Origin of the sequence: Shewanella sp. HN-41, from assembly GCF_000217915.1 — a bacterium.
Lineage (GTDB): Bacteria > Pseudomonadota > Gammaproteobacteria > Enterobacterales > Shewanellaceae > Shewanella.
Genome location: NZ_AFOZ01000043.1, coordinates 34,393 through 48,405, shown reverse-complemented (window position 1 = coordinate 48,405; position 14,013 = coordinate 34,393). Strand labels below are relative to the sequence as shown.

Below are 14,013 nucleotides of genomic sequence, written 5' to 3'. Positions count from 1 at the left end.
AGCGGCTATCACTGAAAACCTATGCCGGCACCGATCATCCAGCCTAGGATACAAATTGGGTTATTCTTGCGGGGCAAGAACAAGGGGGTGGAGAATAGCGCGAATTGCGGATAATTCATACCGAAAATCACTCACCGCACCGATGAAAAAGCCGATAGTCCTTATCGGATATCGGCTTTACATTCGATGCTGCTAATCTTATTCAACGATAAGTATGAGTAAAATTTAGTGAATTCTAAAGTTTTAAGTTGGTTTTTAAGAAACCAAGCATCTGTTCATAATATTTCGCTCTATGCTCATCGTTATAAAAACCGTGGCCTTCATTATCCATCACCAGTTTTTGGTAGGGATAATTATGGGCTTTTAGGGCTTTTTCGAGGGATTCGAGTTGCTCAATTGGCGCTCGTTCATCTTCACCACCGTGGACGAGTAAGAGGCTCGCTTTTAATTTGGCAACGTTTTCTGAGGGCGACATGGCTTTTAGGGTGGCTTTGTCTTGGCCAAGTACGTCCTTAAGATAGCTTGTTCCTGAACGTGTTCTGGCGACGTCACCTTCATCAAACATCAACTCCAGATCATACACACCGGCAAACCCAACCGCGCATTTAAACATATCGGGTGCTAATACCGCACTTTGTAAGGCGCTATAGCCGCCAAAGCTACCGCCTGCGATACACACCCGTTCTTTATCGGCGAAACCTTGGTCAATGACATATTGAGTGCCGTCGATGATATCGTATTGAATATCTGAGCCCCATTTTTGATATCCAGCGCGCTCAAATTGATCGCCATACCCGCCCGAACCACGGAAGTTGACCTGTAGAACGGCTATGCCTTGGCTCGCTAGATATTGATTTTGTGGGTCAAAGCCCCACCAGTCGCGGATACCGTGTGGACCTCCGTGCGGATTGACAACTAAGGGCAGATTTTTAGCTTCTTTACCGAAAGGTAGCGTTAAATAACCGTTGACTGTCTTACCATCACGACTAGTGAAACTGATGGGCTTTACCTCTGCCATTTGCTCTGGGTCGAGCCATTTCTTTGCGGCGGCTAGATATTCAAGTTTCAGTTTTTTCGTATCAAATATGTAGTAATCACCGGGATTGCGATCATTAAATGCAACTACAACGAGTTTTTCAGCATCTCGGGTTTCGCTGACAATCCGTACTTGATGTCCAGGCAGAGCACCAAGCAGATCTTTTAGCAATTTAGCGTGTGAATCCCCATTATCGATGAAGGCATAGCTTGGGTAGCCATTTTCAAACTCAACGGCATAGAGTTGTTTATTGGTGCCATTGATCCAAAAATTATTCGGATCGACTTTTTCATCCTGAATAATCTCGGTTTTATCGCCAGTTTCAAGATTGATTCTGTACACGCCTAGGGTCTCACCTTGGGAGCGTCCCGCTGCATAAATGGTATTTTTATCATCGGCAAAGGAGAGTGGTTTAAAGTCGGTTAGACCTAGGTTGAGCTTGTCAGTATTTATCCAGTCACCGTCTTTGCGATAGAAGACTTTAGTGATGTTTTTGCTGTCCTCACCTGCAACGAAGCGAACCTCTCCATCATGGTCGGTCATAAAGCGAGCTTGGCCTATGGGAGAGCCTGTTATGCGTTTGCGAACCCCGCTAAAAAGGTCAACGCGGTAGACATCCTGACGTGTTTCACTCAAGTCCCGGGCACCAGTCCACGGGAGCGCATTGACCAGCATATAGCGCTCATCATCCGGTAGAGGGTCCAGTATGAATGCGGTGGCATTTATGGCGGTATTTTTCTTGAGATTTGAACCCGTTTGCTGCTCGCCGCTGTTATAACCAAATAGATACTTAGGGCGAGAACCATCGGCATTTACCGCCATCAATTCTCCGTAATATTGGGGAACATCACTCCAACCTTTGAGGTATTCTTTCGCTAAAACGATGCGTTCACTGTTAGCCCATTCATAGGTGCCAACCTGCGCGTTACTCGGGAAACGTATCGCATTAAGTAATTTTTTTGTCTGGGCGTCTAAGACTAAGAGAACATTTTTACCCTCAACACTGGTGATTGCGCTTAAGTATTTACCTGTTGGAGATATTTTAACATTGGAATATTCATCACCTTTGCTAAATAACTGCGCCTGCGATAATGCATTCGCGGCGGAAGTCGTGGCAGCAAACGTTGATATGGGCAGCATAGGTAAGCAAAGAACAGCCAAAGTGGCTAATCGACAGAGTTTCATTCGACATCCTTGTAAAACTATTGTAATTTTTGTTTCTTAAATGGTTTTTGAGAATAAAACAAAAGTGAGAGCGAAACAAGGAAGGGCTATAAAAATAAAGGACGCTAAATAGCGCCCTTTATTTAAGTAAATCATTAACTTTGTAAAAGCTGATGTTGGATAAAACGCCACTGTTCATCGAAGTGTGTGGTTGGTTTGAGTTTGAATTCACTTCGTACAAATTGAGCGATTCGGCCTTCGGCAAAGGCTAATAGCAAATTAGCCAATATGGCTTCGTCTAAGTTAAAGCCTTTTCCTTCCCGCAGGGTTTTTTCCCGCAAAATTTGCTTCAGCTGAGTTTCGATTTTGGCAAACAGGGTACTGATCCGGCTGCGCAGGCGTTCGTTTTCGCCTAAGAGTGCATCCCCATTGAGTACCCGAGATATCCCTGGGTTGCGCTCGGCAAAAATCAATAACAGCTGCAGCACCAGTTGGCAGCGCTTCATGGTGTCTTTCTCATCATCCATGATTAAGTTAATACGCGAGAGCAGTGACTCTTCGATAAATTCAATTAAGCCTTCGAACATTCGCGCCTTGCTGGGGAAATGGCGGTAAAGCGCGGCTTCCGATACACCCACTTCCGAGGCGAGTTTGGCGGTAGTGATCCTTTGTCCGGGGCTGGTTTCTAGCATTTGCGCTAGGCATTGCAAAATATGTTCACGACGATTAATTTTTGGGCTTACAGCCATTGCAGTATCCTTGGCTCAATAACGACTTCGAGGATTATTTAGTGCCTGAATGGCCAAATCCACCTTCACCACGATCTGAACTGTCGAACTCATCAACGAGTTTGAATTGGGCCTGTACAACAGGAACAAATACCAACTGCGCGAGACGATCACCAATTTCTAATGTGAATGGGCAATCGCTTCTATTCCAGCAAGATACCATCAAAGGGCCCTGATAATCGGAATCGATAAGCCCAACCAGATTGCCGAGTACGATACCGTGCTTGTGGCCAAGGCCTGAACGGGGCAGAATCACAGCGGCAAGGCCAGGATCGGCAACATGGATGGCAATCCCCGTTGGGATAAGCCTAGTTTCACCGGGCGCTATCGTCATTGTGGTGTCTATCATGGCACGAAGCTCCATACCCGCACTGCCTGGTGTGGCATAGGCGGGCAGGGGAAATTCAGAACCAATACGGGAATCGAGGATCTTTAATTCAATCGGTGTTTTCATGTATTTGTTTTTTCTTTCACTATCAACGAAAGTAATTGCCGTGCCAGAGTGAGCTTATCAGTGGCGGGCAAATCTTGGCTGCCTTGCGGCCAGAACACGCGCAGGGCATTGGCATCGGCATTAAAACCAAGGCCAGCAACGGAAACGTCGTTTGCGGCGATCATATTCAAGTTTTTACGTTTGAGTTTATCGCGGGCGTAGGTTTCTACATCATGGGTCTCTGCGGCAAATCCCACCACAAAGGGACGATTGGGTAGGCTTGCGACCGTGGCTAAGATATCAGGATTCCTCACCAGTGCAAGTTGCATTTCTTCTGCAGATTTTTTGATTTTACAGGTGGCAACATCGCTAATGCGGTAATCGGCAACGGCGGCGCAACCAATAAAAATATCTTTTTTATCAATGTTATCCATCACGGCGTCGAGCATGTTTTGTGCCGATTCAACATCGATGCGAGTGACGCCTTCAGGGGTGCTTAGATTCACTGGGCCAGAGACTAAGGTGACTGTTGCGCCCATATCTGCCGCGGCTTTGGCGAGCGCAAAGCCCATTTTTCCTGAACTGTGATTCGAAATGTATCTAACGGGGTCGATAGCTTCGCGGGTTGGGCCAGCGGTGATCAGCAGTGACTGTCCTGCGAGTGGCTTAAGTTCAACGGCGTCATGAGTGGCAAAAAACTGTGTAGCCAGTTCGGCGATGTCTAATGGCCCTAGCATACGTCCAGGGCCGACTTCGCCACAAGCTTGGCTGCCGCTCGCGGGCCCCCAGAGTGTAAAGCCTCGGGCTGTAAGACTCGCTAAATTCGCCTGAGTTGCCAGATTGCGATACATCTGCTGATTCATCGCAGGACAAAGCGCAATGGGGGCCTCGGTGGCAAGACAAGTGGTGGTGATCAGTTCATCTGCCATACCGGCATTGATACGGGCGAGTAAGTTGGCCGTCGCGGGGGCAATAATCACTAAATCTGCCCAGCGGGCCAGTTCAATGTGGCCCATGGCGGCCTCTGCCGCAGGATCGAGCAAACTCGAAGCGACTGGATGTCCAGACAAGGCTTGCAGTGTGAGGGGGGTAATAAACTCCATCGCACTTTGACTCATCACCACGCGTACATCGAAGCCGCGTTCTTTTAGTCGGCGCACTAAATCAGCACTTTTATAGGCTGCTATGCCGCCGCCAATGCCCAGTAGGACGTTTTTATTTGTCAGACTCACAGACATCATCCGAGATTGAAATAATGCCGCCAACGATATCACAAAGCGGCCAATTTTAGTGACTATCCCAGTTCAAAAAAATCTCGTCCATACTCTGTAAACCGCAAATAAGGGAAATGACAGGAGGTCGTATGGCGATTAAGGACTGGCCGGAGGGAGAGGGGCCCCGAGATAAACTCTTACAAAAAGGAGCCGCACATCTGTCCGATGCTGAATTGCTTGCCGTTTTGCTGCGTAATGGTTTATCAGGGCTCAATGCGGTGGATTTAGCGCGTTCACTTATCCATGAATTTGGTGGATTAAGAAGCTTACTTTGTGCACCAAAGCATCAGGTGTGTCGACTTCCGGGCGTGGGGCCTGTAAAATACGCCCAGCTTCAAGCCGCGGCTGAATTAGCACGGCGTGTGGCACAAGAAAACCTGCAGAGAGGTCAGGTTTTGACAAATCCCGATTTAACTCGGGACTATTTAATGCGACAATTAGCTGACCGCTCCTATGAAGTGTTCGCAATTTTGCTGCTGGATAGCCAGCATAGAGTAATTCAGTTTGTCGAGTTATTCCGCGGAACCATAGATTCAGCCTCGGTATATCCACGTGAAGTGGTGAGCTTAGTGCTTGAAAAAAAGGCTGCTGCCGTCATAGTGTGTCACAATCATCCGTCGGGTATTGCTGAGCCCAGTCAGGCTGACCGACGAATAACTGAGCGATTAAAAAATGCGTTAGCAACCATAGATGTATCCTTGTTGGATCATATGGTTGTCGGTGATCGAGAGATAGTTTCTTTTGCGGAACGAGGCTGGATTAATTAATCTAACACTTGATCTTCACTCTGTGATCGTGTATAAAATGCGCCCTCTTTGTGCCTCGGGCGACGGCCATACGAGGCACATTAATGCTCGAGCGTTAAAATTGTTTTTTGGAGAAGATTGACATGTCAAGAGTATGCCAAGTTACTGGCAAGAAGCCGATGGTTGGTAACAACCGTTCGCACGCAAAAAACGCGACCCGTCGTCGTTTTTTACCTAACCTGCAAAACCACCGTTTTTGGTTAGAAGAAGAAAAACGTTTCGTACAGTTACGTGTATCTACTAAAGGTATCCGTCTTATCGATAAGAAAGGTATTGAAGTTGTTGTTGCTGAACTTCGTGCCCGTGGCGAGAAGGTGTAATAGATCATGGCTAAAGCTAAAGGTAATCGTGAGAAGATCAAATTAGTTTCTTCAGCTAAAACTGGTCACTTCTACACAACTGAAAAAAACAAGCGTAACATGCCTGAAAAAATGGAAATCAAAAAATTTGATCCAGTTATTCGCCAGCACGTTATCTACAAAGAAGCCAAAATCAAGTAATCCTTGGTGAGTGTTTCGAGAAAAGCCCCTTAAATAAGGGGCTTTTTTTTGATGTTTTTTAGCTGTGAGTCATCAAGTTGAGATAATTTTATCGCAAACTTAAGCCATCGAATTTTGCACCGTACAGTTAAAAAAATGTAAACACTTACTGAAAGTGTAAAATTTTGCGAATGTAAGCACTTTAATGTATTAAAACTGCATTTTAATGAGAATAAATTCTTTATATGTGAATTAAAATGCAATACCATACGCGAAACTTAACGATTCATTCCTGGTGTGTCTATAGTGACGCTGCCAGCTCAAAAATGAGGTGTAAATAACGCGTGCGTACCACTGAACTGGTTGATGGATTCCGTCATTCTGCCCCCTATGTCAATGCCCACAGAGGTAAAACTTTTGTGGTCATGCTTGGCGGCGAAGCTTTGGCTCAAAATCAATTTCGCGCCATCTTAAATGATGTCGCTTTGTTGCACAGTTTAGGGATTAAAGTGGTGTTGGTATATGGCGCTAGACCGCAGATAGATGCTGCGCTGGCTGCCAATGGTATTGAACCTGCCTACCACGATGGTGTACGTATCACGGATGAAGACTCACTCAAAGTGATCAAACAAGTGGCGGGTGCGCTGCAGTTTGATATCACTGCACGTTTATCCATGAGTTTAAGTAACACACCCATGCAGGGTGCGCAAATTAACTTGGTGAGTGGCAACTTTGTGATTGCTCAACCGCTGGGAGTGGATAATGGCGTGGATTTTTGCCTGAGTGGTAAAGTGCGGCGGATTGATACCCAAGGTTTGAAACGCCAGCTCGATAACCACTGTATCGTGTTGATGGGGCCGATTGCCGCTTCCGTTACTGGTGAAAGCTTTAACTTAACAGCAGAAGAGATTGCCACTCAAGTGGCGATCAAGCTCAAAGCCGACAAGATGATTGGCTTTAGTTCGCAAAACGGCATCCTTGACCGTAATGGTGATGTGATCGCCGAGTTAATGCCCAATGATGCGCAGAACATTCTTAATAAGCTTGCCGAGCAAGGTTCTGCCTGTGTGGGCACTATGGCCTTCTTGAAGGCGAGTATCGATGCCTGTCGCAATGGTGTGCCTCGTTGCCATTTAGTCAGTTATCTGGATGATGGCGCGCTGTTGCAGGAGCTGTTCTCCCGTGAAGGTATTGGTACTCAGATTGTTACTGAAAGCGCTGAGCGATTACGCCGTGCGTCGATTAGCGATATTGGCGGCGTACTGAACTTAATTCGTCCTCTGGAAGAACAAGGCATTTTGGTGCGTCGCAGCCGTGAGCAACTCGAGATTGAAATCGAGCAGTTTATGTTGATTGAGCGTGATGGCTTAGTCATTGGCTGTGCTGCGCTATATCCCTTCGAAGAAGATAATGCCGGTGAGTTTGCCTGCTTAGTGGTGCATCCCGATTATCGTGATGCAGACAGAGGCAGTTTGTTGCTGAAGAACATTATTGGCCAGGCGCGCAGCCGTGGTTATTCACGCTTGTTTGCATTGACCACCCGCAGCATTCACTGGTTTTTAGAGCATGGCTTTGTGATTGAAGATGTGGAAGCGTTGCCGCAGAAGAAAAAACAGCTGTATAACTATCAGCGCCGTTCTAAAATTCTCGCCCTCGATCTATAACCTAGATTACAACTTTATTCTTAATGCCAGCCGAGTGCTGGCATTTTTATTGACATAATATGTTCAGATGGACAAGTTAGTGCATTACTGCATAGGAGATGCTGCCAATGACCCCTCAATTTTTCGAGCTTGCACCTTTAGCTCAAACCGCTATTTTGAGCTTTATTATCTTGTTATTAGGCCTAGCTGGAGTGCTGTGGATGTTGTGGCTGAAACCTATGCCTAAGGTCGCTAAATCGGCGAATTTGGGGATCTTGCTGACGATGATGGGTGGTTTTTCTTGGGTCTTTTATCAATCCTATCATGCTGAAATTGCATTAACCGAGACAGAGCTTAAGTTAGATATTCCCTTCTACAAAGTGCAACTTGCACGCTCGGAGTTGCTGGCTGCACAGGCGCGTCTTATCGACTTAAAGCAAGAGGCGAGTTTAGTACCTAGCTTTAAAACCAATGGCATAGGTATGCCGGGTTTTCAGTTAGGCTGGTTTAATCTCAAAGGGAAAGAGAAGGCTTTTGTTGCGGTGACGGATAAATCCGAATTAGTGCTAGTGCCAACGACCAGAGGCTACAATCTGCTACTGACAGTGCCTGAAGGTGAGAGATTTTTAGCCCAGTTACAAAAGTAGGAGGTTAAGTCACTTGCTTACTGAACCATTCTCCGACTTTTGTGACTGTAGGCTGTGGTGTGAATCAATCACGCCGTTTTGCGTTTGTAAGCCATATCGAAGGTGAACACCAACAAGGCGCTCCAAATAAAGCCAAAGGTGACTCCTTTTTCTGCATCGAAGGGCTCATTAAACAGGCTCACCGCGAGAATGAACATAATGCTCGGGCCTATATATTGGAAAAAACCGAGCATAGATAGTGGAATGCGAACCGCCGCCCCCGCAAAGCACAGTAATGGGATAGTGGTAACAATACCCGCTGCCATTAGCAGCAAGTTTAAATGCCAATCATTAGTTAGCATATTGGCGGTCGCCGTATCCAGCGTTGCAAGAAGATAAATTAATGCAACGGGCAGTAGGATTGCGGTTTCGACCAGTAGGCCTGATTTTGCATCCACATTCACTTTTTTGCGCAATAGGGCATAAAAGCCAAAGCTGCCCGCTAGTGCGAGTGAAACAATGGGGATGGATCCAAATGAGATCAACTGGATTAGCACTCCTGCGCTGGCAAGTGCCACGGCAAACCATTGCAACTTACGCAACCTTTCCCCTAAAAACAGCATCCCCAGTAATACATTTAATAGTGGATTGATAAAGTAGCCTAAGCTGGCATCGAGCATATGATCATTATTGACTGCCCAGATGAAGATCAGCCAGTTGCCCGCAATGAGTATTGAAGTGACGGTGAGAACTATCAATTGTTTAGGCCGTTTAAACAGTTGACGTAATTTTTCAAAACCGCCGATAAACATCATGATGATCACCATAAACACAAATGACCATATCACCCTATGCAGTAAAATTTCAGTGGCAGAAACCTGTTGAAGCAGTTTGAAATATAAAGGCGCAAAACCCCACATGCAGTAAGCACTGACGGCGAGTAGGATCCCTTTGCGGTGTTCATGGTCTGGCATGGGACATCTTCGAAGGATAACAAGACCGCGATTGTAGGTGGGTCTGTTGCCTGACTCAAGGTATGTCTTAAATACTTTTGGTTACAGAATATCTCGGTAGCGTATTTTTAAGCCTGAATGTGATAAAAGTAATTTATAAATCAAGGCATTGTGATTGGCTTTGGTATAAATCTGCTATCAATGACGAGATCGTTAACCTACCATATAAGTCCCTGTTCCAAAGGCGATATGTGTGCCTTGTTCATTATGCAATTCCATGCGGCAGACAGAGACGCGATTACCCGCGCGAATCACACTGCCTGTGCCCGTAAAAATAAGCCCGCGGCCAGGGCGCAGGTAATCGACCCGCATATCAATAGTGCCTAGGGTCTGTAGGCGTTGCTGCAGCTCTTCGACCGTCCAATCATCACGACTGGCGACCAGTCCTGCAAAGGCCGTGAGTCCGCCAACCACATCGAGTACTGTCGCCGTGACGCCACCGTGGAGGATTTGTTGATGAATATTGCCGATAAGCTCAGGCTTCATATTAATCACCACCTCTACACCATCGATATCGTAGCGCTTAATATCGAGCCCGAGCAGATTATGAAAAGGTACGTGCTTATCAAATACTTCAGCGACACGTCTTAATACCTCGGCTTGGATCTGGGTTGTCATTATGTTCATCCTTGTGGCGAAATTCGGCTTAATTGGATTTACTATCGACACTTATCTGTAGGTAAGTGCAGCTTAGAGCAATTAATCTACAGTGAAGCTAACGATAAATGCAACTCTACTGCTCAGACTAAACCACGCCAGTGGATGATCCGATATTGGCGCAAGACAGGAGCGATTCAGTCCTTTAGAATAGGCGCCTCACTTTTTAGATAGCAGATCCATGGAAACGCCTTTACTCGACATACATGATGATCCCCTTTCGCAACGTCTTGCACAGGTATTTGGTTACCGTGATTTTAGGGATGGGCAGCGAGAGGTCATCGAACGTGTGTGTAACGGGCAAGATTGCTTAGTGATTATGCCCACTGGTGGCGGTAAGAGCCTATGCTACCAGTTACCAGCGCTGCTGATGGATGGCATCACTATTGTTGTTTCTCCTTTGATCTCTTTGATGAAAGATCAAGTCGATAGTCTGTTACAAACCGGTGTCGCCGCCGCATATCTCAATTCTTCATTGCCGCGAGAGCAGAGCGCCGAAGTGTTAAGGCAGCTGCGTCACGGTGAGTTAAAACTGCTTTATGTATCGCCAGAACGCTTACTAACGGCTGATTTTATTGAACGGATGCAGTCCATGCCATTGGCGATGTTCGCTATCGATGAGGCGCACTGTATTAGTCAATGGGGCCACGATTTTCGGCCAGAATATGCTGCACTTGGTCAATTAAAACAGCTCTTTCCCTATGTGCCTATGATGGCGTTAACTGCGACTGCGGATCTGGCGACTCGCCAAAGTATCTGTGAGCGTTTAGGTATCGATCCCTATCGGTTATTGTCGAGTTTTGATAGGCCTAATATTCGCTATACAGTAGCCGAAAAACTCAATGCAGCTAATCAGTTACGGCATTTTTTATTGCAGCAAAACGGTAGCAGTGGAATTATTTACTGCAGTAGCCGTCGCCGTGTCGATGAGGTGGCTGATCGTTTATGTCAGCAAGGTTTTAATGCCAAGGCTTACCATGCGGGGATGACGCAGGAAGAGCGTGGCACTGTGCAGGACAGTTTCCTTAAAGATCAAATCGATATCGTTGTTGCGACTGTCGCCTTTGGCATGGGGATTAACAAGTCAAACGTACGGTTCGTGGTGCATTACGATATTCCGAAGAGTATCGAAGCTTATTATCAGGAAACGGGCCGAGCAGGCCGTGATGGACTCGATGCCGAGGCCTTTATGTTATTTGATCCCGCCGATATCGGCCGGGTGCGGCATCTGATAGAACAGTCCGAGCCTGGGCCGCAGCAGCAAGTCGAATTCCATAAACTCAATACCATGGCGGCCTTTGCCGAGGCACAAACCTGCCGGCGGCAAGTGTTGTTACATTATTTTGATGAGAGTGCGCTCGAACCCTGTGGTAACTGCGATATTTGCCTCGATCCGCCTAAGCGTTATAACGGTACCGAAGATGCGCAAAAGGTACTGTCTTGTATTTATCGTCTAGGGCAACGTTTTGGTATCAATCATTTAATTGAAGTATTGCGGGGCTCCAGATCGGCTCCGGTTGTTGATCGCGGCCATGATAAACTCACGACTTGGGGAATCGGTAAAGATAAGAGCCACGAGTATTGGCTGAGCGTGATCCGCCAGCTCATTCATCTGGGACTGGCGAGCCAAGATGTAACCCGGGGTTCATCTATTACCTTAAACCCTTCAGCGAGACCCATTCTCAAAGGGGACGTCGCTTTAATGTTAGCCGAGCCGCGTATTTCACTGACAACGACCAAGCGTAAAACGGGCCAATCTAAGGCCCCACTCAATTACGACCGAAAATTGTTTGCACGGCTGAAGTTGTTGCGTAGAACCATTGCCGAGCAACAGGATGTGCCACCGTATTTAGTGTTTAACGATGCGACACTTGCGGAGATGGCGGCTATGATGCCAACCAGCGCGGGGGAAATGCTCGCAGTCAACGGAGTGGGCGAGCGTAAACTGAGCCGTTTCGGCGACGCATTTCTCGATGAAATTGCCGCTTACTTAGCGGGGGAATAATGATTTGGGCTATGCTCACTAACTTTAACCTTGCCCAATTGATCGATACTGGCTCGCTTAATTAAAGACTCTAAAGTATCAAACTGTTGCATCGCCGCTATGCCGATATTCACCCGGCTTGAACCCTGCCAAGGTTGAATACAGGCCACTAATTGACTGACGACTCTTTTAGCTCCAGTTGCCGAGGTGTGCGGTAGGATAATCACAATTTCATCCATCGAATATCGGATCAACTTATCCTGCTCACGCAATCTGTGCTGTAGCTCATCCTGCAGGGGCGGCAAGTCAACTTGACGTATTTGACTCGCATTAAAAAGTAATAAGGACAACGGATAATGACCTTGTTTGGCAATGTTTAAGGCCGATGTGATCTGTTGAAGCTGGGTTTCCTCAGGCTCCTCGCCTTCGATACGAGGCGCGTGATTATTTTGCTTATCAATCAAATACCAGATAACCCCGCCGAGTAAGGTCATCACAACTAAGAACAGTGTGCTATAGGCCCAATCTAGATTTAACTCTTGGAGGATGGAGACCTTTTCTGGTGCAGGGCTATGCTGATCCCGCTGCAGATCTTGCTGATTTAGGCGGGCTTTAAATTGCAATATTCGTGCAGTGTTCATCCCTTGATTGGCCAGTTCGGCAGCTCGATAGCGCTTGAGTAAGAAAGAATAGGCTTGCTTAAAATCCCCTTGCTCTAAGTAGTGATCGCTCATTATTCCGTAAAATCCTTTGAGATCAGAATACTGCTTTAGATTTTCAGCTTGTTCAATGGCGTGATTCATTAAGGTTAATGCGGCATCGTCTTGATGCTGGGCAAAACGTATTTGGGCCAGCAGGCGGGTCGATAACATCACAGCTATCTGTTGATTCTGTTTTTTGAAGGTATTGATGGCAATAGAAATATATTCTTCGGCAGTGTCGATGCGGCCTTTATCGAGTGCGATCGAGGCCAAAATGGCATAACTGTAGGCAAGCTCTAGCGGTGAGCCGAGCTCTGGCAGTAGTGCTTTTGCTTGTTTCTCGAGTTGGTCACTGTAATCGAACTCTTGATTATCGAGCGCTATCCGAGCGGCATTACATAAAATGAAATGTAATACTTTGCCCTTGGCATCCGAGCTATGTAAAGCAAGGTTGGTATAATACATGGCCTGGGGGAAATCATGGGTTGCGTAGAGTAAATTGCCCATGGCCGCGTAAACATAAGCCTGTGGTGGCCAAACCCAATTTTGGGTTTGAGTATGGATATCTGGATAAATATCGATAGCCAGACGTAAATCTTCGATGGCGGAAGAGAAATTATCCGTATTGGTATCGAGCTGACCTCGTAAACGCAAGGCATCGACTAAGGCTTGGGGTTGCTGATAGCGTCGCGCTAAGGTAATGGCTGAATCCAGCAGGGGCAGCGCATTTTGAATATTGTTGTAGTTGAGATTGGCGTCCGCTTGGCAAATCAAAAAGTAGGGCCGAACTTGATCTAGCTTAAGCTGCTTAGCATTGGCCTCGCCTAGCTGAGCGACATTGATTGCGGCTTCGTTCTCACCCAATTGCAGCAGATTTTGACATTTCAACACGCTCAACCTAAGTCGATTAATGTCAGAAGTGGCACTGGTCGTAAATTGTTTTTCTAAGGCTGTGATTTGAGTCAGGGCTTTACTGGGATATTGGTAGACGAGTTCTGTGAGCTCATCTAACTGGCCTATAGCACTTGCCCCAAAGGGGAGCAGCCATAACAACAGGCTCAGTACCAAGACGCGAAAATCCATTTTGTGCTCCATAAAATGCGTAAGTTCTAATATCCGTAATCACTGAGGTGGGATTATAACTTTTCTTAATCGTTTTTTGCATAAAAAACTATTTTTTCTAAGGGGAATAAGTTAACACATCCCAGTGATTTCTGAATCCAAACAGCTGGTTAATTCTGTGGCATCGATCACTAATTTGGGGATGAAACTCACTGTTATTAGCCTTAAGGCTGGTCGAATGAGTGGAACATGAAAAAATTAGGGTTGACACTCTCGGCTAGGCAAGTTAAATATTAACCGTCCTAGATTATGTGAACAGAATAAATATTTAAATAAAATGAATAGAA

Annotated in this window: 13 protein-coding genes; 6 read left to right on the top strand and 7 right to left on the bottom strand. The window is 46.4% G+C overall.

Translation table 11 applies throughout. The features are described 5' to 3' along the window. Positions 1–235 precede the first annotated feature (235 nt). The 4 genes from SOHN41_RS16720 to coaBC form a co-directional block, all read right to left on the bottom strand. On the bottom strand, positions 236–2,221 hold the full coding sequence (locus SOHN41_RS16720) for an alpha/beta hydrolase family protein (protein WP_007651300.1): 1,986 nt from the start codon (positions 2,219–2,221) through the stop codon (positions 236–238). A gap of 134 nt (positions 2,222–2,355) precedes the next feature. Beyond that, positions 2,356–2,949, bottom strand: a complete 594-nt coding sequence (gene slmA, locus SOHN41_RS16715) for a nucleoid occlusion factor SlmA (RefSeq protein WP_007651298.1) — start codon at positions 2,947–2,949, stop codon at positions 2,356–2,358. Positions 2,950–2,983: 34 nt separating this feature from the next. Beyond that, a complete protein-coding gene (dut, locus tag SOHN41_RS16710) occupies positions 2,984–3,442 on the bottom strand; it encodes a dUTP diphosphatase (protein WP_007651297.1) in 459 nt (152 codons plus the stop codon). After that, complete coding sequence (coaBC, locus tag SOHN41_RS16705; RefSeq protein WP_037459485.1) at positions 3,439–4,662, bottom strand: bifunctional phosphopantothenoylcysteine decarboxylase/phosphopantothenate--cysteine ligase CoaBC; 1,224 nt, start codon at positions 4,660–4,662, stop codon at positions 3,439–3,441. Before coaBC ends, dut begins: the two co-directional genes overlap by 4 nt. A 122-nt stretch (positions 4,663–4,784) precedes the next feature. Here coaBC and radC point away from each other — a divergent pair, with 122 nt between their 5' ends. The 5 genes from radC to SOHN41_RS16680 all read left to right on the top strand — a co-directional run bounded on the left by radC (position 4,785) and on the right by SOHN41_RS16680 (position 8,270). Continuing rightward, the gene (radC, locus tag SOHN41_RS16700) at positions 4,785–5,462 is read left to right on the top strand and encodes a RadC family protein (RefSeq protein ID WP_007651295.1); all 678 of its coding nucleotides are present in this window, start codon (positions 4,785–4,787) and stop codon (positions 5,460–5,462) included. 122 nt (positions 5,463–5,584) lie between these two features. After that, complete coding sequence (gene rpmB, locus SOHN41_RS16695; RefSeq protein ID WP_006079870.1) at positions 5,585–5,821, top strand: 50S ribosomal protein L28; 237 nt, start codon at positions 5,585–5,587, stop codon at positions 5,819–5,821. Positions 5,822–5,827: 6 nt separating this feature from the next. Then, on the top strand, positions 5,828–6,001 hold the full coding sequence (rpmG, locus tag SOHN41_RS16690; protein ID WP_007651290.1) for a 50S ribosomal protein L33: 174 nt from the start codon (positions 5,828–5,830) through the stop codon (positions 5,999–6,001). A gap of 323 nt (positions 6,002–6,324) precedes the next feature. After that, positions 6,325–7,644 carry an amino-acid N-acetyltransferase gene (argA, locus tag SOHN41_RS16685; RefSeq protein ID WP_007651285.1) on the top strand — a complete coding sequence of 440 codons (1,320 nt, stop codon included), beginning with the start codon at positions 6,325–6,327 and terminating at the stop codon, positions 7,642–7,644. A 107-nt stretch (positions 7,645–7,751) separates the two neighbouring features. Next, positions 7,752–8,270 carry a PH domain-containing protein gene (locus SOHN41_RS16680; RefSeq protein WP_007651284.1) on the top strand — a complete coding sequence of 173 codons (519 nt, stop codon included), beginning with the start codon at positions 7,752–7,754 and terminating at the stop codon, positions 8,268–8,270. Between the two features lie 68 nt (positions 8,271–8,338). Here SOHN41_RS16680 and rarD read toward each other — a convergent pair whose 3' ends face one another. Both rarD and SOHN41_RS16670 read right to left on the bottom strand, forming a co-directional pair. Continuing rightward, positions 8,339–9,223: an EamA family transporter RarD gene (gene rarD / locus SOHN41_RS16675; RefSeq protein WP_007651283.1), complete on the bottom strand. Its 885-nt coding sequence runs from the start codon at positions 9,221–9,223 to the stop codon at positions 8,339–8,341. Between the two features lie 192 nt (positions 9,224–9,415). Beyond that, a complete protein-coding gene (locus SOHN41_RS16670) occupies positions 9,416–9,880 on the bottom strand; it encodes a thioesterase family protein (RefSeq protein ID WP_007651282.1) in 465 nt (154 codons plus the stop codon). Positions 9,881–10,100: 220 nt separating this feature from the next. Between SOHN41_RS16670 and recQ the strand changes: the two genes are divergently transcribed. Further along, positions 10,101–11,924, top strand: a complete 1,824-nt coding sequence (gene recQ, locus SOHN41_RS16665; protein WP_007651281.1) for a DNA helicase RecQ — start codon at positions 10,101–10,103, stop codon at positions 11,922–11,924. On the opposite strand, the gene SOHN41_RS16660 is transcribed toward recQ, so the two are convergent. Continuing rightward, positions 11,906–13,687: a diguanylate cyclase domain-containing protein gene (locus SOHN41_RS16660; protein WP_007651280.1), complete on the bottom strand. Its 1,782-nt coding sequence runs from the start codon at positions 13,685–13,687 to the stop codon at positions 11,906–11,908. The two genes, recQ and SOHN41_RS16660, sit on opposite strands and share 19 nt — an antisense overlap. Between the last annotated feature and the right edge of the window lie 326 nt (positions 13,688–14,013).

Coding starts and splice junctions, on each gene's coding strand:
- SOHN41_RS16720 (WP_007651300.1), bottom strand. CDS start 2,221: ATGAAACTCTGTCGATTAGCCACTTTGGCTGTTCTTTGCTTACCTATG.
- slmA (WP_007651298.1), bottom strand. CDS start 2,949: ATGGCTGTAAGCCCAAAAATTAATCGTCGTGAACATATTTTGCAATGC.
- dut (WP_007651297.1), bottom strand. CDS start 3,442: ATGAAAACACCGATTGAATTAAAGATCCTCGATTCCCGTATTGGTTCT.
- coaBC (WP_037459485.1), bottom strand. CDS start 4,662: ATGATGTCTGTGAGTCTGACAAATAAAAACGTCCTACTGGGCATTGGC.
- radC (WP_007651295.1), top strand. CDS start 4,785: ATGGCGATTAAGGACTGGCCGGAGGGAGAGGGGCCCCGAGATAAACTC.
- rpmB (WP_006079870.1), top strand. CDS start 5,585: ATGTCAAGAGTATGCCAAGTTACTGGCAAGAAGCCGATGGTTGGTAAC.
- rpmG (WP_007651290.1), top strand. CDS start 5,828: ATGGCTAAAGCTAAAGGTAATCGTGAGAAGATCAAATTAGTTTCTTCA.
- SOHN41_RS16680 (WP_007651284.1), top strand. CDS start 7,752: ATGACCCCTCAATTTTTCGAGCTTGCACCTTTAGCTCAAACCGCTATT.
- rarD (WP_007651283.1), bottom strand. CDS start 9,223: ATGCCAGACCATGAACACCGCAAAGGGATCCTACTCGCCGTCAGTGCT.
- SOHN41_RS16670 (WP_007651282.1), bottom strand. CDS start 9,880: ATGACAACCCAGATCCAAGCCGAGGTATTAAGACGTGTCGCTGAAGTA.
- recQ (WP_007651281.1), top strand. CDS start 10,101: ATGGAAACGCCTTTACTCGACATACATGATGATCCCCTTTCGCAACGT.
- SOHN41_RS16660 (WP_007651280.1), bottom strand. CDS start 13,687: ATGGATTTTCGCGTCTTGGTACTGAGCCTGTTGTTATGGCTGCTCCCC.